Raw genomic sequence first — 20,778 nt, forward strand, 5'->3', positions numbered from 1 at the left:
CGGCATCTCACATTCGCTGTGCCGCGCCCCACGTTTGTACTGTATCGGAGAAGGCGTTGGTCCGGCGCTTCCTATGCCGCCCGAACACGCTCATCGGTAACAAAACAAACGCGATGACTGTAAGGTATGCCGTTTTTCTTTGAAAGATCGCCGTCTTTGCGGTAGCCGCAAGACTGAAGCCAATCCATCTGCGTGCCTTGCAGTGGCGAAGACGAGAGGATCATATCCGATGCGCACCCTGTCCGAAGCTCATTTTCCCGAACTGCCGCATTATTATGGTGGCAAGGTACGGGAAAACTACGATCTGCCGGACGGCAGCCGGATCATCATCTCGACCGACCGTCTCAGCGCCTTCGATCGCATCCTGACCTGTATCCCCTATAAGGGGCAGGTGCTGACCCAGACTGCACGCTACTGGTTCGAGCAGACCCAGGACATCTGCCCGAACCATGTGATCTCCTATCCGGACCCCAACGTCGTCATCGGCAAGCGCCTCGATATCCTTCCCGTGGAGGTCGTCGTGCGCGGCTATCTTGCCGGCACGACCGGCACTTCGATCCTCACCCTTTATAAGAAAGGCGAGCGCAGCATGTACGGCATCACTTTGCCCGACGGGATGCGCGACAACGAGAAGCTGCCGACACCGATCATCACGCCAACCAGCAAGGAATTCGACGGCGGTCATGACGAACCGCTGACGCCGGACGAAATCGTCTCCAAGAAACTGCTGACTGCCGAGCAGTGGCAGACGCTCTCGAACTATGCGCTGGCTTTGTTTGCCAAAGGCCAGAAACTGGCCGCCGATCGCGGTCTGATCTTGGTCGATACCAAATACGAATTCGGCACGGACGAGAATGGTACGATCGTCCTCGCAGACGAGATCCACACCCCGGACAGCAGCCGCTACTGGATTGCCGAAAGCTATCCGCATGCGTTCGAAAACGGCACGCGACCCGCAAGCTTCGACAAGGATTTTGTCCGTGCATGGGTCGCCGAGCGTTGTGATCCTTATAAGGACGCAATCCCCGAAATTCCCCCAGCGCTGGTCGAAGACACGTCCGAGGTCTATATCAAGGCGTTTGAAGCGATCACCGGGCAGACATTTGTCCCCGACGATCACGGCGCGACACCCAAGGATCGGGTCCGCGGAAATCTCGCCCGCTATTTTCCGGAGATATGAGCAATCGTGTCATCAGGTGACGACAAATGCATGAAGACAAGCCCCGCTCAGATCACCTCTGAGCGGCAGCCAGCGCCGCGCCGGTCGCGCCGCCCCGCAGAAGAAACGCGGGAGGACATTCTGAACATGGCCGAGACCCTGTTTCGCGCGCATGGCTATGCCAGTGTCACTATCGCAGACATAGCTGCCGAACTCGCGATGTCGCCGGCCAACGTCTTCAAGCATTTTCGCACCAAGGCAAGCCTCGTGGATGCGATTGCAACCCGCGCGATCCAGGAAACCATCGGTGAACTGAAGATACTCGATCAGAACAAACCAGCCCCCGTAAGACTTTATGAACTGGCGCGCCACCTGATGGACGAGCATCTTTCGGACCAGAAGGACGCCCCGTTCGTTTTCGAAATGATTCAGGTCACCATCCGGGAAGAACTCGATTGTGGTGAACGCTTTCGCGAAATGGTGGTCGAGACGATCGCGGAGATCATTCGCGCCGGCGAACGGGAAGGCCTGTACAAGGTCACCGATATCCCAAGATATGCCAATGTCGCGTTTGATGCTCTCGCATGTGTGATCCACCCCGTCATGCTGGGGATGGAGAACAAGGATAAATTGGCAACACGGTGTAAGGAAGTGGTCAATCTTGTTGACATCGCTTTGCGCTCCCCCCTTGCCAAGTGATGAAACTTAACATACGTCACTTCACATTCATCGCCCTCGGGACGGGGCGGTGGTCGCGGCATCGGACGTAGCAATGGTCTGTAGCTCCAGCGTGAGCGACGGACATGCGGCGCAAGGTGCCTTTCGTCATTCTCGCTTTGGAACTCACCATGACACGACGTCTTAAGCTTACATCCGTCCTCGTACTCTGCGCGGCCGCGCTTGCCGGCTGCAGTGATTCCGGCACGGCGCAGAACGCCGGCGGCGCGGGCGCCGTTGGTGAAAAGCCGCCGTCTCCTGTCAGCGTCGTGCTCATGAAGCAGGCGCCCCATCCCCTCACCTCCACACTGCCCGGACGCGCCTCCGCCTTTCAGACGGCCGACATCCGTCCGCGCGTCAGCGGCGTGATCAAGGAGATCGCCTTCAAGGAAGGCAGCGAAGTCAAGGCCGGCGACCTGCTCTTCAAGATTGAGGACGACAGCTATAGCGCGGAAGTCGCCCAGGCGCAGGCAAGTCTCGAAAAGGCCGAAGCGAGCGTTCCCACAGCCCAGTCAAACCTGGCGCGCCAGGAACGCCTGGTCAACAGCGGCGCAACACAGGTCGAACTGGAGAATGCCCGCGTCACGCTTTTGCAGGCCCAGGCAGATGTCGCCCAAGCCAAGGCTGCTCTGCGCGCTGCCAACATCAATCTCAATCTGACCGAGATCCGGGCTCCGTTCGAAGGCGTCACCAACGCGTCTGTCTTTTCGATCGGCAATGTCGTGACGGCAAACCAGACGGATGCGCTGACGACCTTGCGCCGTCTGGACCCGATCTACATCGAACTGACGGAGTCCAGCGTCAACCTCCTGCGTCTTCAGGAGGCCATCAAGGCCGGGCGCGTCAATCAGTCCGGCGACCAGGAAGCCGAAATCCGTCTGACGCTGGAAGACGGCCAGCAGTATCCGATCGTCGGCAAGCTGGACATGTCTGAAATGGCTGTCAGCCAGACCACCGGCACCTTCTCGATCCGTGCGGTGTTCGACAATCCGGACAACTTGGTTCTTCCGGGCATGTATGTCCGCGCCACCGTGACTGTGGGCACCGAAAACGGCTTTCTCATTCCCCAGCGCGCGGCAACCCGCAACGCGCAAGGCGAATTGAACGCAAAATTCGTCACGGCCGAGAACAAGGTTGAAACCCGCACCTTCCCCGACAGCCAGGTCTCCGGCAACAATTGGCTTGTCGCTTCCGGCATCCAGGATGGCGATAAGTTGATCGTGGACGGTTTCCAATGGATCGGTGACGGCGCGACTGTCCAGCCAGTGGAATCGACCGTCAATGAACAGGGATTCGTCGTTGAAACCGCGGCGCCCGCCGCCGCCCCTGCAGCGCAACCATAATCGCGCTCCGGTAAGGCACAACAGGCGTTAAGGGACAACCAATGGCCAAATATTTCATCCGTCGCCCGATTTTTGCTTGGGTGATCGCGATCATCATCATGTTGGGAGGCGCTTTGGCGATCTCGACATTGTCGATCTCGCAATATCCGGAAATCGCGCCGACCACGGTGCGCATCTCCGCTACCTATACCGGCGCCAGCGCCGAAACAGTGGAGAAATCGGTGACTTCGATCATCGAGGACGGTATGACCGGCCTCGACGACCTCACCTACATGACATCCTCGTCCAGCACTGGATCAGCGACCATCACGCTGACCTTCGGCAATACGATCGATCCGGACATCGCGCAGGTTCAGGTGCAGAACAAGCTCCAGCTCGTTCAGTCGCAACTGCCGGATGTTGTCCAGTCGAACGGTCTGTCGGTGACGCGTTCAACCTCCAGCATTCTGCTGGTTGGCGCTCTCGTATCAACCGACGGCGAACGCAGCCCGGTTGAACTCGGCGATATCTTCACCAGCCAGATCGAAGATCAGATCAAGCGGCTGGAAGGCGTCGGCAGCATTCAGATCTTCGGCACGGGCTATGCGATGCGTGTCTGGCTCGACCCTCTCAAGCTGAACAAGTTTCAGTTGACCCCCACCGACATCACGTCGGCAATCCAGGCTCAGAACACACAGGTATCGGTCGGCTCCATCGGCGGACAACCTGTCATGGAAGGCCAGCAGCTGAACGTCACGGTCACGGCACAGAGCCAGCTCCAGACGGTTGGCGATTTCGAATCGATCATTCTCAAGGTCGAGACCGATGGCGCCACCGTGCGCCTCAGCGACGTCTCGCGGATCGAAATCGCCCAGGAAGAGTACAGCACCAATACCCGCGCCAACCGGAAACCGGCAACCGGCTTTGCGGTAAACCTGGCAACAGGGGCAAATGCACTGGATACCGCAGCCAGGGTCAAGGCCGCGCTGAACACAGTCGCTCCGAGCTTGCCAGAAAATGTCGTCATCACCTATCCGTATGATACGACGCCATTTGTCGAGCTTTCGATCGAGAAGGTCGTCCACACGCTGATCGAAGCCATCGTCCTGGTCTTCTTCGTTCTGCTCATCTTCCTGCAGAACCTGCGCGCAACGATCATCCCGATGATCGCGGTTCCGGTCGTCCTGCTTGGTACCTTCGGGATCTTGGCGTTGACCGGCTACTCGATCAACACATTGACCATGTTCGCCATGGTGCTTGCCATCGGCCTTCTGGTCGACGACGCGATCGTCGTCGTCGAAAACGTCGAACGCATCATGTCGGAAGAAGGGTTGTCCCCCCTGGAGGCCACCGAGAAATCCATGGGCGAGATCACCGGGGCGATCGTCGGCATCGCGCTGGTGCTGACAGCGGTGTTCATCCCGATGGCATTCTTCGGCGGCTCGACCGGCATCATCTATCGTCAGTTCTCCGTGACAATCGTCTCCGCCATGTTGCTGTCGGCCCTGGTTGCAATCGTGCTGACGCCGGCGCTTTGCGCCACGATGCTGAAGCCGATTGACCATACGAAGCCGAAGCGCGGACTGGCCGGCTGGTTCAATCGCAACTTCGACAAGACGACAAATGGCTACGTTTCCTCGATCGCCTACCTGCTCAAGCGACCACTGCGCGTGATGTTGATGTTTGCGGTCGTCATCGGCGGCTGCGCCTGGTTTTTCCTGCGTTTGCCCACCTCCTTCCTGCCACAGGAAGACCAGGGTGTGCTGATGACCATCGTCCAGCTTCCGAATGGAGCCACGACGGCCCGCACGGAAGAAGTCATCAAGAAGATCGAAGATTTTTACCTCGAGAAGGAAAAGGCGGCGATCCAGGACGTGTTCGCGGTATCGGGCTTCAGCTTCACCGGGTCCGGCCAGAATTACGCGATGGTGTTCGCCAAGCTCAAGGATTTCGATCAGCGTACAGATCCGCAACTGGCAGCGTCTGCTGTCGTGCAGCGCGCCATGGGTTATTTCTTCACCCTGCGTGATGGCATGGTTTTCCCCTTGCAACCACCAGCAATCTCGGGTCTCGGCAATTCCAGCGGCTTCTCCATGTATCTGGTGGACAGCGGCAAGAACGGCACGGAAGCCCTGACGGCTGCGTCCCAGCGGCTTATTCAGGCGGGCAGCGGCAATGCGAATGTCAGTTCGTTGCGCTCGAACAGCCCTCCGGCTGAAAACCAGCTCAAGATACTCCTCGACCAGGAGAAAATGGGCGCAATGGGACTTGATCTCGCCACCGTCAACTCGATGCTGTCGACGATCTTTGCTGGACGCGACGTCAACGACTTCACGCTCAACAGCGAACTGAAGCCCGTGATCGTCCAGGGCGACGCGCCCTATCGCATGCGCTCCGACTCCATCAATGAATGGTTCGCGCGCAATGGTACCGGCGAGATGGTTCCGTTCTCGGCCTTCACCAACCTTCAGTGGGTCAGTGGCGCACCGAACCTTGACCGCTTCAATGGCGTGGGAGCCATATCCCTCGAAGGCGCAGCGGGCCCCGGTGTCAGTTCGGGTACCTCGATGGACACGATGGAGCAACTGACCGCGGAGCTTGGCGGCGGATACACCGTTGCGTGGCAGGGCATCTCTTACCAGGAGCGGCTGTCCGGATCACAGGCTCCTATGCTTTACGCCCTGTCGATCCTGATCGTCTTCCTGTGCCTCGCGGCACTTTACGAAAGCTGGTCCATTCCCTTCTCGGTCATCATGGCCGTGCCCGTGGGTGTCTTGGGGGCAGTTGCCGCCGCTTCGCTGTTTGGCCAGTCGAACGACGTCTACTTCAAGGTGGGGCTGCTGACGACGATCGGTCTTGCTGCAAAGAACGCGATTCTGATCGTGGAATTTGCAAAGGACCGACATGCAGCCGGTGTCGGGCTGATCGAGGCGACCCTCGAGGCCGCAAAGCTTCGGCTGCGCCCGATCATCATGACTTCGCTTGCGTTCATCCTCGGCGTTGTTCCGCTTGCAATCGCAACGGGTGCCGGCTCGGCAGCGCAGAATTCGATCGGTATTGGCGTCCTTGGCGGCATGCTGACGGCAACAGCGTTGGGCATTTTCTTCGTGCCGTCATTCTTTGTAATAATTCGCAAGCTTTCCAACAGGGAAAAACGCAAGGACCCCCTGTCATCTTGACAGAGGGCTTGATAAGTTAACAAAAGATTGTGTCGGCTTTCGGGGAAGGCCGGCACATTAATTAAGCATAAATTCACGCAACCGCTGTCTCATGAACGAATCAGGCTGCGGTCCGTAACTTGGGTGAAAGATCTAGGAAAAGATGATGGGTTCTATTCGCATAGCCGCTCCCCTCGCGATGCTTCTGCTTTCCGGTTGCGTGACCGGTCCCGATCACACCGCACCGGAGACGCCATTGCCGGGTAAGTTTGCCGAAGGCGGCAAGCAGGCCAATGGCGACGTATCGACAGTAGCCTGGTGGACCGCATTCAACGATCCTAAGTTGAATTCGCTGGTCGAGCAGGGCATGAGCCAGAACCTCGACGTGCTGCAGGCGCTTGAGCGCATCACCGCAGCTGAAGCGAGCTACCTTGCCGCCGATGCCAGCGCCATGCCGCAGCTTAACCTCTCGGCGTCGCAGGAAACGTCACGCCAGACTGGCCGTGGAGCTTATTCAGGCCAGTCGCAGGCCACAACGTCGACAAGTTCAGGTGGTCTGGGCGCGTCCTGGCTGCTCGACCTGTTCGGTCAATATCGCCGTACCAAGGAAAGCTCCAAGGCAACACTCGATGCAGCCTATGCCAGCGCCGACGTTGCTCGCCTGACTTATCTGTCCAGCATTGCCACAGCCTATATCGATGCACGCTTTTTCCAGGAGCGCATCGCCATTGCTAAGAAGAGCTTGGGATCACGTCGCGAAACGCTCGACCTGACCAAGCTGCAGCTGGAGGCCGGCGCTGCATCGCGCCTTGATGTCGTGCAATCTGAAGGTCTGGTGAATTCGACGCTCTCTGAGCTTCCGGGCCTTGAAACCAGCTTCCGCGCATCCGCGCATCGCATTGCCCTGCTGCTCGGCCTGCCGGCATCCTCGCTGGTCGCCGATCTCCAGAAGGGTGCGTCGCAGCCTTACGCCCGCCGCAGTGTCAGCGCCGGCGTGCCAGCCGACCTGGTTCGCAATCGTCCCGATATCCGCGCAGCCGAACGCAATCTTGCTGCTGCGGTTGCCCAGATTGGCGTCGCGGAAGCGCAGCTTTATCCGTCGATCTCGCTCAGCGGCACGATCTCGTCCAGCATCATTGCGACCAGTGCTATCAGCGGCGGCGTGACACCTTGGTCCTTCGGGCCGAGCCTGACCCTGCCGATCCTGGATGGCGGGCGCCTGAAGGCCAATGTCGATATCGCCAACTCCTCGGCTCGCGAACAGTATCTGGCCTGGAAGCAGACCGTGCTCTCAGCCGTTGAAGACGTGGAAAATGCCTTGGCCTCGATCAGCCGCACACGCCGGACGGTCTCCGCACTCAACGCGACGGTGAATTCCTACCAGGAAGCCCTGTCGCTCTCGACGGCAAGCTACCGCGATGGTGCATCGTCCCTGCTCGACGTCCTCGACGCACAGCGGTCGGTCGATAGCGCCCGTGCAAATCTCGCGGCTGCCGTACAGCAGATGGCAACGGACTACGTCAACCTGAACGTCGCGATTGGTGGCGGCTACGCCTTCGACGCGAAAACCGCCAAGACCATGTAGTAGACATGGCAAGCCCAAGAGCCCGGCGCCAGCAATGGCTGCCGGGCTTTTTTATGGGCTAGAAACCGATCCCGGATCATCGAAATCAGAACGTTGCCGGCGTATTGATCCAGATCAGAACCGTCTCGCCACTCGATGTATTGCGCCACGAATGAGGCCTGCGGCTCTCAAAGTAGAAGCTGTCGCCTGCATTGAGCTCGAAAAAGCAATCGCCATCTAGGATAATCTCCAAGCTTCCGGTAAGCATGTGGATGAATTCTTCGCCCGCGTGCTGGTAGGCACCTTCGCTAGACGCGCCCGGCGCGAGCTGGAACCGGTTGCATTCCATCTGGTTGCGGCCCTCCGCCAGGACCTGGATCGCGACACCGGACGATGTAGCTGGCCAAGACGGCCATTTACCGTCGCGAATCAATGATTCGCCGCCCTGCCCCTGCTCCTGGCCGCTTAAGGATGCGATCGTGGTACCAAGGCAACTGGCCACCTCATGCAGCGCGGTAAAGGAAAGCCCTTGCGACGTGCGTTCGAATGTCGACAGCTGCGATAGGGACACGCCCGTTTTCTGGGCGACGGCTTCCAGAGTTTTGCCGGCTTCACGGCGCAAGCGGCGGATCTTCATCCCCACGGGCAGAGTGGTGGGGTCGCCCGCCTCTTCCGGCTCGAAAGGACCGGTCTCCGGCTCTGCGACAACCGCTTCATCCCGCAAGCTCTCCCGGATCGCAGCCGGATTGAGCCCCTTTTCGCTGCGTAACCAGGAAATGGTCTTCAATCGGTCGACAAGGTCGCGATCATAGATGCGCTGCCCCGTCGCGGTCCGGATTGGCTGGATCAAATCCTGCGTTTCCCAAAGCCGCAAAGTCGACGGCGAAACGCCTGCCATCCTGGCAGCCTCTGCAATCTTGAAACGGACATCATCCATCGACCCAAGCCCTACCGCACAACGTCACAGCGCTTGGTAATAATTGCGACAAACCATATTGCAAGTCTACAGAAAAAATGTAGGAAATATGCAAAGGCAGCGATCGGACTGAAGAGCCGGGCTGACGAACTCATCCGGAGAGGACCTTAACGATGAAGAATTCCGAAATTTCAGCGCGCAAGAACGACGCCATCTCCCGCGGCGTGGGCATGACCACGCAGATCTACGCAGATAAGGCCGAAAATTCGGAAATCTGGGATGTTGAAGGCAACCGCTACATCGATTTCGCCGGTGGCATCGCCGTACTCAACACCGGCCACCGTCATCCGAAGGTCATTGAGGCGGTCAAGAAGCAGCTCGATCGTTTCACCCACACCTGCCACCAGGTCGTGCCCTACGAAAACTACGTCGCTCTGGCCGAGCGCCTGAACAAGCTCACACCAGGCAACTTCGAAAAGAAGACCATCTTTGCAACGACCGGCGCAGAAGCGGTCGAAAACGCCATCAAGATTGCCCGTTGCGCCACCAATCGTTCTGCCGTCATCGCTTTCACGGGTGGCTTTCACGGCCGCACCTTCCTCGGCATGTCGCTGACTGGCAAGGTTGTACCCTACAAGGTCGGTTTCGGCCCGATGATGGGCGACGTCTACCACGTCCCCTTCCCGATCGAACTGCACGGCATCGATGTCGAAACCTCGCTTGATGTGCTCGACAAGCTGTTCAAGGCCGATGTTGATCCCAAGCGCGTCGCCGCGATCATTGTCGAACCCGTGCAGGGCGAAGGCGGCTTCTATGAAGTGCCGCGTGCCCTGATGAAGGCGCTGCGCGAGATCTGCGACCAGCATGGCATCCTGCTCGTCGCCGACGAGGTGCAGACCGGTTTTGCCCGTACCGGCAAGATGTTCGCAATGGACCACTATGACGTGGTACCTGACCTCACCACCATGGCAAAAAGCCTGGCCGGCGGCTTCCCTCTGTCTGCCGTCACCGGCCGTGCCGAACTGATGGATGCGCCCGGCCCCGGTGGTCTTGGCGGCACCTATGCCGGCAATCCGCTGGCAGTTGCGGCGGCCCACGCCGTTCTTGATGTGATCGAGGAAGAGCAACTCTGCGACCGCGCCAACCAGCTCGGCAATCGCTTGAAGCAGCGCCTCGAAAGCCTGCGCGCCGACATACCGCAGATCATGGACATCCGCGGCCTCGGCTTCATGAACGCCGTCGAGTTCGGCCTGCCGAATTCACACAAGCCAGACGCCGATTTCACCAATGCCGTTCGCCTGAAGGCGCTCGAAAAAGGCCTGATCCTGCTGACCTGCGGCGTTTACAGCAACGTCGTGCGCTTCCTCGCCCCGATCACCATCCAGGACGCGGTGTTTAACGAAGCGCTCGACATCATCGAAGCATCGATCCGCGAAGTCGCTGTGGAGGCAAAGGCATGAGCATTTCAAACCTGCTGACCGCAAAACTGAAAGACGCCACCCTTGTCACTGACAAGGCCTTTGTCGGCACCGAATGGGTCGCGACCGCATCAGATGGCAAGACATTCGACGTCACCAACCCGGCAACGGGTGAAGTGATCGCCACACTGCCCAATCTGGGCAAGACCGAAGTGATTAAGGCCATCGATGCCGCCCACAGCGCCCAAAAGGCATGGGCGAAGAAGACCGGCAAGGAACGCGCGGCAGTCCTCAAGAAGCTCAACGACCTGATGGTCGCCAATGCCGATGACCTTGCAACCATCCTGACCATGGAAATGGGCAAGCCCTGGCCGGAAGCCCGCGGCGAAATCCTCTACGGTGCATCTTACGTCGAATGGTTCGCCGAAGAAGCCAAGCGTGTCTATGGAGACGTCATCCCCGGCCATCAGCCGGACAAGCGTATCCTGGTCATCAAGCAGGCTGTCGGTGTCGTCGGCGCCATCACACCATGGAATTTCCCCAACGCCATGCTGGCCCGCAAGGTCGCACCAGCGCTTGCCGTCGGCTGTGCGATGGTGTCCAAGCCAGCCGCCCAGACCCCTCTTTCGGCATTGGCCATCGCCATCCTTGCCGAACGCGCGGGCCTGCCCGGCGGTTTGTTCTCCGTGCTGACCTCGACGGACGCCGCCATGGTCGGCCAGGAATTCTGCGCCAACGACAAGGTCCGCAAGCTGACCTTCACCGGATCGACCAATGTCGGACGTATCCTGATGCGCCAGGGTGCGGACCAGATCATGAAGCTCGGCCTCGAACTCGGCGGCAATGCGCCGTTCATCGTCTTCGATGACGCCGACCTGGATGCCGCAGTCGAAGGCGCGATGATCTCCAAATACCGCAATGCCGGCCAGACCTGCGTCTGTGCCAACCGCCTCTATGTGCAGTCCGGCGTCTACGATGCCTTTGCCGCCAAGCTCGCGGAAAAGGTCAACCAGTTGAAGGTCGGCGACGGCTTCGCCGAAGGCACGACCACGGGCCCGCTGATCGACGCCAACGCAATCAAGAAGGTCAAGGAACATGTTGCCGACGCGGTATCCAAGGGCGCCAAGGTCGCATTGGGTGGCCAGTCTTCGTCCGCCGGCGAGCTCTTCTTCGAACCGACGATCCTGACAGGCGTGACCACCGACATGAAGGTCGCAACGGAAGAAACCTTCGGCCCCGTCGCACCGCTGTTCAAGTTCGACACGGAAGAAGAAGTCATCGAACTCGCCAACGCAACGGAATTCGGCCTCGCGTCCTATTTCTACTCGAAGGAAATTGCCAAGATCTTCCGGGTCGCCGAAGCGCTGGAATACGGCATGGTCGGCATCAACACCGGCCTGATCTCCACCGAAACCGCCCCCTTCGGCGGCATCAAGCAGTCCGGCCTCGGCCGCGAGGGCTCGAAATACGGCACCGACGACTATACCGAGATCAAGTACATGTGCCTTGGCGGTATCGCCTGATCTGCCTCGTCAGCCTGAAAACGAAAAAGCCCGGCGTCGATGACGCCGGGCTTTTTTGATCGAAACGCGTTGAACTGAAATCAGTTCTTCGCACGCTCGACATAGGAATTGTCTTCGGTCGCGATGACGACACGGATACCGGCATCGACATGCGGCGGCACCATGGTGCGGATGCCGTTCGACAGCATGGCCGGCTTGTAAGACGAAGACGCCGTCTGGCCCTTGACGACCGGCTCGGTCTCGGTGATTTCCAGCGTCACGTGGCGCGGCAGTTGCAGCGCAAGCGCGATGCCTTCATGCATGGACAGGATGCAGACCATGCCTTCCTGCAGATAGGCTTTCTGGTCGCCCATCGTGTCCACGTCGACAACGACCTGATCATAGTTTTCCGGATTCATGAAGTGGAAGCCCTCACCGTCCTCGTAGAGGAACTGGTGGTTGACGTCCTCGACGAAAGCGCGCTCGACCTGCTCGGTCGTACGCCAGCGCTCCGACACCTTCACACCGTCAACGATGCGGCGCATGTTCACCTGGGTGACCGGCGTGCCCTTGCCCGGGTGGAAGTTTTCTGCGGTGAGAACGACGTAAAGCTTGCCATCGACGTCGATGACATTGCCCTTGCGGACGGAAGAGGCGATAACCTTGACCATTGGAATTCCTTGTATCTGCGATAGAGCCGTCGTAAAGGACGGCCTGCCGTCCAGAGAGACGTCTTCGAATTTCTTGGGCGCACGTAACCTAAATTCGTCAAAATAGCCAGCCCGTGTTGAGATAAGGACCGAGAATCCGGAATGACCGACCGTCGCCGTTCATCGCCTGCGTGGTGGACCCCTTCGGCTCACGCCGATCGGCGACCGTTCCTGCTCGGCCGCAACCGTATCCAGGCCGCATTCCGCAGTCATTTTGCCGAGCGTGATTTCATCGAGGTTGATACGGCGACGCTGCAGGTCTCTCCCGGCAACGAAGCGCATCTCCATGCCTTCGAGACGAGTGCGATCGGCAATGACGGCTCAGCGATACCCCTCTATCTCCACACGTCTCCGGAATTCGCCTGCAAGAAACTGCTGGCCGCCGGTGAAACCCGCATCACCTGTTTCGCCCATGTCTATCGCAACCGCGAACGTGGCCCGCGCCACCATCCAGAATTCACCATGCTGGAATGGTACCGCGTCCATGACGGCTACGAAACGCTGATGGCCGACTGCGCCGACCTGCTGGCGCTCGCTGCGCGCACGGCCGGCACCACAAGCTTCACTTATAACGGCCTGAGCGTCGATCCTTTCGCTGAACCCGAGCGTCTTTCGGTTGCAAATGCCTTCGACCGCCATGCAAACGTCGATCTTCTCGCCACGATCGCGCCAGACGGCAACACCGATCGGCAGGGCCTCTTCGATCAGTTGCAACGGGCCGGCATTCGCACCGCCGACGACGACACCTGGGCGGACCTGTTCAGCCGGGTCATCGTCGAGAAAATCGAACCCAATCTCGGCATCGGTCGAGCAACCATTCTCGACCGTTATCCGGTCGCTGAAGCAGCCCTCGCCCGCCCTTGCGCAGATGATCCACGCGTTGCTGAACGCTTCGAACTCTATGCCTGTGGGGTCGAACTCGCCAACGCCTTCGGCGAACTGACGGATGCCAACGAGCAACGCCGTCGTTTCGAAGCCGAGATGCTGGAAAAGCAACGCGTGTATGGCGAAACCTATCCGCTGGACGAAGACTTTCTCGAGGCGCTCGCCATCATGCCCGAAGCCTCGGGAATCGCACTCGGCTTCGACCGCCTCGTCATGCTGGCCACCGGCGCCTTGCGCATCGACCAGGTGATCTGGGCACCGGTCGCGGAGACGCATCTTGGCTGACGCATTACTTCGCAGTGTTCACGATCTGCAAGCCGCCGGCTTTGTCGCAGCCGAGGCGACAGAAGCGCTGGAAGCGGTTGCATCGCGCTATGCCATCGCGCTGACGCCAACCGTTGCCAGTTTGATCGACCCCAATGATCCGAATGATCCGATTGCCGCGCAATATATCCCCAGCCCCGCCGAACTGATCGAAGTGGAAGGCGAACGCGCCGATCCAATCGGCGACCATGTGCATTCGCCAGTCGAAGGCATCGTGCATCGTTATCCCGACCGGGTGCTGCTCAAGCTGCTGCATGTCTGTCCGGTCTATTGCCGTTTCTGCTTCCGCCGCGAAATGGTCGGGCCGCAGGGCGATGGCAGCATGTCGCCGGAGCAGCTTTCCATCGCCCTCGACTATATCAGGTCGCATCAAGGCATCTGGGAAGTCATATTGACGGGCGGGGATCCGCTGATCCTGTCGCCGCGACGGCTCCGAGAAGTCATGCTGGCGCTTTCCTCCATCGAGCACGTCAGGATCGTTCGCATTCATAGCCGTGTTCCGGCAGTCGACCCGATGCGCATCACGTCGGAACTCATCGATGCATTGAAGGCCGGCAACAAGACCGTCTACGTCGCGCTGCACGCCAACCATCCCCGCGAGATGACGCAAGACGTCCGCGCCGCTTGCATCCGGCTCATCGATGCAGGCGTGACAATGGTCAGCCAGAGCGTCCTCCTCAAGGGCATCAACAACGATGTCGACACATTGGCGGAACTGATGCGTGCCTTTGTTGAGACCCGCATCAAGCCCTATTACCTGCATCACCCCGACATGGCGCCCGGCACGGGCCATTTTCGCCTGCCGCTTTCGGAAGGCCAAGCCCTCATGCGCGAGCTGCGCTCCAAGGTTTCCGGTCTGTGTATTCCACACTACATCCTCGACCTGCCGGGCGGGTTCGGAAAGGTGTCCGTCGGTGAAAATGCGCTCAGTGAGACTGCGCCAGAACGATACACCGTGGTTGATCGGCATGGCGACGCCCACGAATATCCCGAGTTTTAGCGCCTAACACAGCGCAGATCGCCTTTCGACCGGCATATCCCACGCTCCACCGCGTTGAGTAAGTCGATTTTTACTAAAGCGCTTAGCGAAAACTTCGTCTTTCCTCTGTAAGAAATCGCTCAATAGATTTGAGCGTCGCTATGGAGGAAAATAGATGAACGAGACAATTCGCACACTTCTTGGCAAGCTTGGCGGACTGCCGGTTGCAGTCGATACAATCGCGGACACTGCAGACCTTTATGCCGTCGGCCTTTCTTCATTTGCCTCGGTGCAGCTGATGCTCGGCTTGGAGGAAGCGTTCGACATGGAATTCCCCGATCATCTCCTCAACAGAAAGTCCTTCGCCAGCATCGCGGCGATCGAGACGACGGTTCAATCGATCCTCGAGGACAGAAAGGTCGCCTGATGGACCTCTCCAGCAAGGTGGCGGATCAGAGCCTCAAGGCTCGTGCCACGCGCGTCGCAGCGATTGCCGCCGTCCACGCCGATGACGTCGACAAGGCGGGGCGCTTTCCAAATGAAGCCATCGATGCACTGAAATCCGAAAGGCTGATGGGCATCCAGATCCCGGTCGACTGTGGCGGCGAAGGCCGAAGCACATCCGAGATCGCCGAACTCTGCACCATCATCGCCCAGTCCTGCGCAGCCAGCGCGATGATCTTCGCCATGCACCAGATCAAGGTTTCCAGCCTCGTCTCGCATGGCGTGGACGCCGGGTGGCACCGCACATTCATGCAGAGGATCTGCAGCGAACAACTGCTGCTCGGCTCGGCGACGACCGAAGGCGGGATCGGCGGCAATCTGCGCAATTCCATTTGCGCGATCGAAGTCGATGGCGATCGCTGCCGGCTGGAAAAAGACGCAACCGTCATTTCCTATGGCAAACATGCCGATGCCATCCTGATCACCTCGCGCAGCCACAAGGACGCGCCGCCGACCGACCAGGTCATGACGGCCTTCCTGAAAGACCAATATACACTTGAGCAGACCCATGTCTGGGACACGCTCGGCATGCGCGGCACCTGCTCCGACGGCTTCATCTTCAAGGGCGAGGCACCGGCTGAACAGATCCTGCCGAAACCCTTTGCGGAGATCGCCGCCCAGTCGATGCTGGCCAGCTCGCATCTCTTGTGGAGCGCACTCTGGTATGGCATCGCGGTCGATGCGTTCACCAAGGCCCAGACCTTTGTCCGCGCCGCCGCCCGCAAAGCGCCCGGCACAACGCCTCCGGGCCTCTTGCAACTCGCAGAAATGTCGAGCCAGTTGCAGGTCATTCGTTCGAACATCAAAGCCGGCCTGGGCAACTATGAGCAGGCACTGAGCGATCCGGACCGGCTGTCCTCGATGGGCTTTGCCGTCGCAATGAACAACGTCAAGATCGCCTCCTCCGAGATGATCCTGCCGGTCATCCACCAGGCGCTCAGGATCTGCGGCATCATGGGCTACAAGAATGGCTCGCCGTTCAGTCTTGGCCGCCATCTGCGCGATGCCCATTCAGCAGAACTGATGATTTCCAACGACCGCATCCTCGGCAACACGTCGACGATGCTTCTCGTCCACAAACAAGAAACCGGACTTTTGGGGTAACGGATATGGATATGCAGGTAAGCTTTCTGGATCGTCTCTTCGAGAGCGGCCTACTGATCGAGACGGGTGTTGATGGGCTCTATGGCCGCAGCGGCCAGTTCGAAGACGTCATCGCCGCCTTCGAGCGCCTGATCGACAAATTCGGCGGCGCCGACGGCGCGGAAGCCATCCGCTTCCCACCCGGCATGAACCGCGCCTATTTCGAGAAAAGCGGTTACATGAAGAGCTTCCCCCAGCTTGCCGGCACCGTGCATTCCTTCTGCGGCAACGACCATGATCACATGAGCCTCCTGCAATGCATGGAAGAAGGCAACGACTGGACGAAGGAGCAGAAGGCGACCGACATCGCACTGACGCCTGCCGCCTGCTATCCGCTCTATCCGACGGTTGCCAAGCGCGGCCCGATCTCCATGAATGGCGGCCTCTTCGACCTGCATTCCTACTGCTTCCGCCATGAGCCGTCCAAGGATCCGGCCCGCCAGCAGCTCTTCCGCATGCGCGAATATGTCTGCATGGGCACCGAAGCCCATGTCACGACCTTCCGCCAGACCTGGATGGATCGCGGCGTCGAGATGATGAAGGCCGTTGGCCTAGATGTTGAACTTGATGTGGCCAACGATCCGTTCTTCGGCCGTGCCGGCCGCCTGCTCGCCAACAACCAGCGTGACCAGAACCTGAAGTTCGAACTGTTGATCCCGGTCACGTCGCAGACCAACAAGACCGCTTGCATGAGCTTCAACTACCATCAGGATGCCTTCGGCACGAAATGGGGCCTCAACCTCGCCGATGGCTCGGTGGCACACACCGCCTGCGTCGGCTTTGGTCTGGAACGCATCGCGTTGGCACTCTTCGCCCAGCATGGACTGGATAGCCAACAATGGCCGGAAAACGTCCGCAAGGCGCTCTGGGGCTGATCCATCCATGACAGCAGTCTTTCCCGGACTGGATCCGGCAAGTTACAAACCACATGCACTCCATTCCAGCGAACGCATGTGGCCGGAGACCAATTGCTACGTCGATCTGTGGATCGAAGTGCTCGCCGCGCAAGGGCTTGCGCCGGAGGCCATGCTTGGCTTCACGCTGACGCAGGATTTCGAGGGCGACCAGTTCACCTTTTTCAAGGTGCCGTTGGAAGACCTTGAGGAGCTCTACGATATCCGGGTCACCGAGCTTGCCATCTTCGACAGCGTCGAGAGCCACGTTGCCGAGCAGATCGGTCGCGGGCGTCTCTGCCTCGTCGAGATGGACAGCTATTTCATGCCGGACACGCAAGGGGTCGGCTATCACAGCGAGCATGGCAAGACGACCGTCGGCATCAACCGTCTGGATCTTGCCGGCCGGGTGATGGACTATTTCCACAATGGCGGCTTTTTCCGGCTGCAGGGCGAGGATCTCGACGGTGTCTTCCAGCACGATCTGCCGGAAGGAGCCTTGCCGTTCCTGCCCTATACGGAATTCGCCAAGTTCCCCGGGCAGGCAACCACGAATGCGCATCAGCGCGACGTCGCAAGCCGCCTGCTGAAACGGCACTTCATCCGCAGGCCGGACGCCAATCCGATTGCCGCTTTTGCTGCCGTTTTCCCGAGACAGGTCGAGGTCGTTGCCGAAAAGCCCTTCGGTTATTTCCACAAATACGCCTTCAACACGCTTCGGCAGTTCGGCGCCAATTTCGAACTGCTAGCCAGCCATCTGGCATGGCTGGATGCCGCCGGACACGAAGCATCGATCATCGAGGCCCTGAAGATCAGCGAATGCGCGAAGACCGCGCAGTTCCAGCTTGCCCGCGCCATTGCCCGCAAGAAGTTCGAACCGCTGGCGACAGCCCTTGACCCTGCGATTGCAGCATGGGATCGGCTGATGGATGATCTGGGCGCAAGGCTCGGCTGAGGGATAAGATATGGCGGCGGGCACGATCGATCTGGGAGCGGATATCCGCCCGCTGGAAATGGGCTGGACGCTTCTGGTCACCGAAGCCGGCCGCCATGCAGATCCGACAAGCATCCACCGTCCCGCCGCACGCATTGCCGCCCCGGTTCCGGGAACCGTCGCTGGCGCACTGGCCGATGCCGGTCTGTTCGATCCTGCGCGGCCGCATCCGCTGCATGACAAGGATGCTTGGTACTTCCGCTCGCTCGAGGGCGAAGCGCCGGGGCCGGCGATCCTTCGTTTCGAAGGCCTGGCAACCATTGCCGAAGTCTACCTGAACGGCGAGCTCAGACTATCCTCGGAAAGCATGTTCGAAGCCAACGATCTCGCCTTCGAGATCACCGGCCGCGACGAACTGGCGATCTGCTTCCGCGCGCTGGCCCCGCATCTCGACAAACGTGGGCCTCGCGCCCGCTGGCGTCCGCAGATGATGGACCATCAGGGGCTGCGCCTGACCCGTACGACTGTTCTCGGCCATATGCCGGGCTGGTGCCCGGAGGTCCAACCCGTCGGTCCCTTCCGGCCGATTGTGCTGATCCGAACCGGCGAAAACCAGATCTTCGACCTGCGCATCAACGCCGATCTCGACGCCGACGGTAGCGGTCTGCTGGCCGCCAGTTTCCGTCTCCAGGGAGCGGCTGAAAACGCAGCCATCGAGTGCTGTGGCAAACGTGTTGAACTCACGGTACCTGCCGACGGCACGATGACCGTCGCTCTGCGGATCCCGAATGTCGATGCCTGGTGGCCGCGAACCCATGGCCGCCCTGCCATGCACGATCTTCGCCTGATCATCGATGGCAAACCCCATTCCCTCGGCCTGGTCGGCTTTCGCCGCATCGAGATCGACAGCGGAGCAGACGGCCACGGCTTCGGCTTGAAGGTCAACGGTCAATCCGTCTTCTGCCGTGGCTCGGTATGGACCAATGCGGATATCCTGCGCCTGCCGGGCACGGCGGAAGCCTACGCACCCTGGCTGATGAAGGCGGCCGAAGCCAACATGAACATGATCCGCATCGGCGGCACCATGACCTACGAGAGCCCGGATTTTTTTCGCCTCTGCGACCAGCTCGGCATCATGGTCTGGCAGGACCTGATGTTTGCCAACTACGACTATCCGGCCGCTGACGAGACTTTCTCGGCTCATGTCGACCGGGAGGTGACGCAATTGCTGGAAAGTCTCCAGGGACATCCTTCGCTGGCCGTCGTCTGCGGCGGCAGCGAGATCTTCCAACAGGGCGCCATGCTCGGCCTGCCCGAACGCAGCTGGAACGGCCCGCTCTTCAACGAAACGCTGGCGAACCTGACGGCCGCGCTTCGTCCCGATGTTCTCTATGTGGCCAATTCGCCCTGCGGCGGCGCCATGCCTTTTTCGCCGAACGAAGGCGTCACGCACTATTACGGGGTCGGCGCCTATCAACGACCTCTGGAAGACGCGCGTCGTGCCGAAGTCCGTTTTGCTGCCGAAAGCCTCGCCTTCGCCCATGTCCCGCAACAGCGCACCCTCGACAGCCATCTGCCGGTCTCGCCCGTTCACGATCCGCGCTGGAAGGCCCGCGTGCCCCGCGATCGCGGCGCATCCTGGGATTTCGAGGATGTCCGCGACCACTATCTGCAGGATCTTTACGGCTTCGATCCGGCACGCCTGCGCCGCGAGGATGCCAGCCGATATCTGAACCTGTCTCGCGCCGTGACCGCCGAGGTCGTCACCGAAACCTATGCCGAATGGCGCCGGGCGGCATCGTCTTGCCACGGCGCACTCACATGGACCTTGCAGGATCTGGCCGCCGGCCCCGGATGGGGCGTGATCGATGCGACAGGCGAGCCAAAGCCCGTCTGGTATGCGCTGAAACGCGCGTTCCGCCCGCTCCAGGTAATGCTGACCGACGAAGGCACCAATGGTCTCGACGTGCATGTCATCAACGAAAGCGGGCAGGACGAACCGGTAACACTGGAACTGGTGTGCCTGCGCGACGGCCGGCAACCCGTCGTCAGCGGCAGACGCGACCTGACACTGGCTGCCCGCAGCAATCAGCATATTCCGGCAACCGATCTGTTTGGTGCCTTCTTCGACACCACCTATGCCTTCCGTTTCGGCCCACCATCGCATGACGTGACCGTTGCGAGACTCTATTCTGCGGATGGTGCGCTGCTGGCGGAGGCTTTCCATTTCCCGCTGGGACGGGCTGTGGCGATGCATGCGGCAAATTTCGAGCATAAAGTGGTTCAGGAAAGCGGCTCATGGCTGCTCGAACTGTCCTCCAGCACTCTCGCCCAGTCGCTCCATCTGGACCTGGAACACCACCGCGCCGAGGATGACTGGTTCCACCTGGCTCCGGGCGTGACGCGCCGGTTGCGGCTCTTGCCCCGCGACGGAGCAGAGCCGACGCAAGCGCCAAGCGGCACGATCAGCCAGCTCGGCAGCGGCAACCTCCACCACGTCTCCTGATCCCATTGTGCGGCAAGCACTCACGTCAAACAACGACGGGGATGCGCTTGCCGAAGACGCAACGGGAACGGAATTTTCCTTCGCCTCGCATAAGCTTGCACCATCGAGGCGGGAAGACACGTGCCAGATGCGATCCACCGGACT

Annotated in this window: 16 protein-coding genes; 14 read left to right on the top strand and 2 right to left on the bottom strand. The window is 59.9% G+C overall.

The features are described 5' to 3' along the window. Positions 1-229: 229 nt before the first annotated feature. The 5 genes from LQ231_RS18935 (at position 230) to LQ231_RS18955 (ending at position 7,941) form a co-directional block, all read left to right on the top strand. The gene (locus tag LQ231_RS18935; protein WP_230172962.1) at positions 230-1,180 is read left to right on the top strand and encodes a phosphoribosylaminoimidazolesuccinocarboxamide synthase; all 951 of its coding nucleotides are present in this window, start codon (positions 230-232) and stop codon (positions 1,178-1,180) included. A 30-nt stretch (positions 1,181-1,210) separates the two neighbouring features. Beyond that, positions 1,211-1,858, top strand: coding sequence for a TetR family transcriptional regulator (locus tag LQ231_RS18940; protein ID WP_113144129.1), 648 nt, complete (start codon positions 1,211-1,213; stop codon positions 1,856-1,858). A gap of 149 nt (positions 1,859-2,007) precedes the next feature. Continuing rightward, the gene (locus LQ231_RS18945) at positions 2,008-3,219 is read left to right on the top strand and encodes an efflux RND transporter periplasmic adaptor subunit (RefSeq protein WP_230172964.1); all 1,212 of its coding nucleotides are present in this window, start codon (positions 2,008-2,010) and stop codon (positions 3,217-3,219) included. A gap of 41 nt (positions 3,220-3,260) precedes the next feature. Continuing rightward, entirely contained in the window at positions 3,261-6,377 is a 3,117-nt protein-coding gene (locus LQ231_RS18950; protein WP_230172966.1) for an efflux RND transporter permease subunit, read from the top strand. Between the two features lie 145 nt (positions 6,378-6,522). Next, positions 6,523-7,941, top strand: a complete 1,419-nt coding sequence (locus LQ231_RS18955) for an efflux transporter outer membrane subunit (protein WP_113144131.1) — start codon at positions 6,523-6,525, stop codon at positions 7,939-7,941. Positions 7,942-8,026: 85 nt separating this feature from the next. Here LQ231_RS18955 and LQ231_RS18960 read toward each other — a convergent pair whose 3' ends face one another. Further along, positions 8,027-8,857, bottom strand: a complete 831-nt coding sequence (locus tag LQ231_RS18960; RefSeq protein ID WP_230172968.1) for a MerR family transcriptional regulator — start codon at positions 8,855-8,857, stop codon at positions 8,027-8,029. A gap of 152 nt (positions 8,858-9,009) precedes the next feature. On the opposite strand from LQ231_RS18960, the gene LQ231_RS18965 reads away from it, so the two are divergent. Together LQ231_RS18965 and LQ231_RS18970 are read left to right on the top strand one after the other, a co-directional pair. Further along, positions 9,010-10,296 (top strand): 4-aminobutyrate--2-oxoglutarate transaminase, encoded by a 1,287-nt coding sequence (locus LQ231_RS18965; RefSeq protein ID WP_230172970.1) that lies wholly within the window; start codon positions 9,010-9,012, stop codon positions 10,294-10,296. After that, positions 10,293-11,777: an NAD-dependent succinate-semialdehyde dehydrogenase gene (locus LQ231_RS18970; protein ID WP_230172972.1), complete on the top strand. Its 1,485-nt coding sequence runs from the start codon at positions 10,293-10,295 to the stop codon at positions 11,775-11,777. Before LQ231_RS18965 ends, LQ231_RS18970 begins: the two co-directional genes overlap by 4 nt. An 80-nt stretch (positions 11,778-11,857) precedes the next feature. On the opposite strand, the gene efp is transcribed toward LQ231_RS18970, so the two are convergent. After that, positions 11,858-12,427 (bottom strand): elongation factor P, encoded by a 570-nt coding sequence (efp, locus tag LQ231_RS18975; protein WP_113144135.1) that lies wholly within the window; start codon positions 12,425-12,427, stop codon positions 11,858-11,860. A 141-nt stretch (positions 12,428-12,568) separates the two neighbouring features. Between efp and epmA the strand changes: the two genes are divergently transcribed. The 7 genes from epmA (at position 12,569) to LQ231_RS19010 (ending at position 20,634) form a co-directional block, all read left to right on the top strand. Then, a complete protein-coding gene (epmA, locus tag LQ231_RS18980) occupies positions 12,569-13,636 on the top strand; it encodes an EF-P lysine aminoacylase EpmA (RefSeq protein ID WP_230172974.1) in 1,068 nt (355 codons plus the stop codon). Beyond that, positions 13,629-14,675: a lysine-2,3-aminomutase-like protein gene (locus tag LQ231_RS18985; RefSeq protein WP_230172976.1), complete on the top strand. Its 1,047-nt coding sequence runs from the start codon at positions 13,629-13,631 to the stop codon at positions 14,673-14,675. Before epmA ends, LQ231_RS18985 begins: the two co-directional genes overlap by 8 nt. Before the next feature lie 154 nt (positions 14,676-14,829). After that, entirely contained in the window at positions 14,830-15,081 is a 252-nt protein-coding gene (locus LQ231_RS18990) for an acyl carrier protein (RefSeq protein WP_113144138.1), read from the top strand. Beyond that, a complete protein-coding gene (locus LQ231_RS18995) occupies positions 15,081-16,262 on the top strand; it encodes an acyl-CoA dehydrogenase family protein (RefSeq protein ID WP_230172978.1) in 1,182 nt (393 codons plus the stop codon). The genes LQ231_RS18990 and LQ231_RS18995 overlap by 1 nt, the downstream gene beginning before the upstream one ends. Before the next feature lie 5 nt (positions 16,263-16,267). Further along, the gene (locus LQ231_RS19000) at positions 16,268-17,176 is read left to right on the top strand and encodes an amino acid--[acyl-carrier-protein] ligase (protein ID WP_230172980.1); all 909 of its coding nucleotides are present in this window, start codon (positions 16,268-16,270) and stop codon (positions 17,174-17,176) included. Between the two features lie 7 nt (positions 17,177-17,183). After that, positions 17,184-18,149, top strand: a complete 966-nt coding sequence (locus tag LQ231_RS19005; RefSeq protein ID WP_230172981.1) for a DUF1839 family protein — start codon at positions 17,184-17,186, stop codon at positions 18,147-18,149. 10 nt (positions 18,150-18,159) lie between these two features. Continuing rightward, the gene (locus LQ231_RS19010; protein ID WP_230172982.1) at positions 18,160-20,634 is read left to right on the top strand and encodes a glycoside hydrolase family 2 protein; all 2,475 of its coding nucleotides are present in this window, start codon (positions 18,160-18,162) and stop codon (positions 20,632-20,634) included. Positions 20,635-20,778: the final 144 nt, after the last annotated feature.

The sequence above is a fragment of the Rhizobium sp. CECT 9324 genome (genome assembly GCF_918741265.1).
Classification (GTDB): domain Bacteria; phylum Pseudomonadota; class Alphaproteobacteria; order Rhizobiales; family Rhizobiaceae; genus Allorhizobium.

Excerpts from the sequence above, each read along its gene's own strand:
- LQ231_RS18935 (WP_230172962.1), top strand. The coding sequence starts at position 230 with ATGCGCACCCTGTCCGAAGCTCATTTTCCCGAACTGCCGCATTATTAT.
- LQ231_RS18940 (WP_113144129.1), top strand. The coding sequence starts at position 1,211 with ATGAAGACAAGCCCCGCTCAGATCACCTCTGAGCGGCAGCCAGCGCCG.
- LQ231_RS18945 (WP_230172964.1), top strand. The coding sequence starts at position 2,008 with ATGACACGACGTCTTAAGCTTACATCCGTCCTCGTACTCTGCGCGGCC.
- LQ231_RS18950 (WP_230172966.1), top strand. The coding sequence starts at position 3,261 with ATGGCCAAATATTTCATCCGTCGCCCGATTTTTGCTTGGGTGATCGCG.
- LQ231_RS18955 (WP_113144131.1), top strand. The coding sequence starts at position 6,523 with ATGGGTTCTATTCGCATAGCCGCTCCCCTCGCGATGCTTCTGCTTTCC.
- LQ231_RS18960 (WP_230172968.1), bottom strand. The coding sequence starts at position 8,857 with ATGGATGATGTCCGTTTCAAGATTGCAGAGGCTGCCAGGATGGCAGGC.
- LQ231_RS18965 (WP_230172970.1), top strand. The coding sequence starts at position 9,010 with ATGAAGAATTCCGAAATTTCAGCGCGCAAGAACGACGCCATCTCCCGC.
- LQ231_RS18970 (WP_230172972.1), top strand. The coding sequence starts at position 10,293 with ATGAGCATTTCAAACCTGCTGACCGCAAAACTGAAAGACGCCACCCTT.
- efp (WP_113144135.1), bottom strand. The coding sequence starts at position 12,427 with ATGGTCAAGGTTATCGCCTCTTCCGTCCGCAAGGGCAATGTCATCGAC.
- epmA (WP_230172974.1), top strand. The coding sequence starts at position 12,569 with ATGACCGACCGTCGCCGTTCATCGCCTGCGTGGTGGACCCCTTCGGCT.
- LQ231_RS18990 (WP_113144138.1), top strand. The coding sequence starts at position 14,830 with ATGAACGAGACAATTCGCACACTTCTTGGCAAGCTTGGCGGACTGCCG.
- LQ231_RS18995 (WP_230172978.1), top strand. The coding sequence starts at position 15,081 with ATGGACCTCTCCAGCAAGGTGGCGGATCAGAGCCTCAAGGCTCGTGCC.
- LQ231_RS19000 (WP_230172980.1), top strand. The coding sequence starts at position 16,268 with ATGGATATGCAGGTAAGCTTTCTGGATCGTCTCTTCGAGAGCGGCCTA.
- LQ231_RS19005 (WP_230172981.1), top strand. The coding sequence starts at position 17,184 with ATGACAGCAGTCTTTCCCGGACTGGATCCGGCAAGTTACAAACCACAT.
- LQ231_RS19010 (WP_230172982.1), top strand. The coding sequence starts at position 18,160 with ATGGCGGCGGGCACGATCGATCTGGGAGCGGATATCCGCCCGCTGGAA.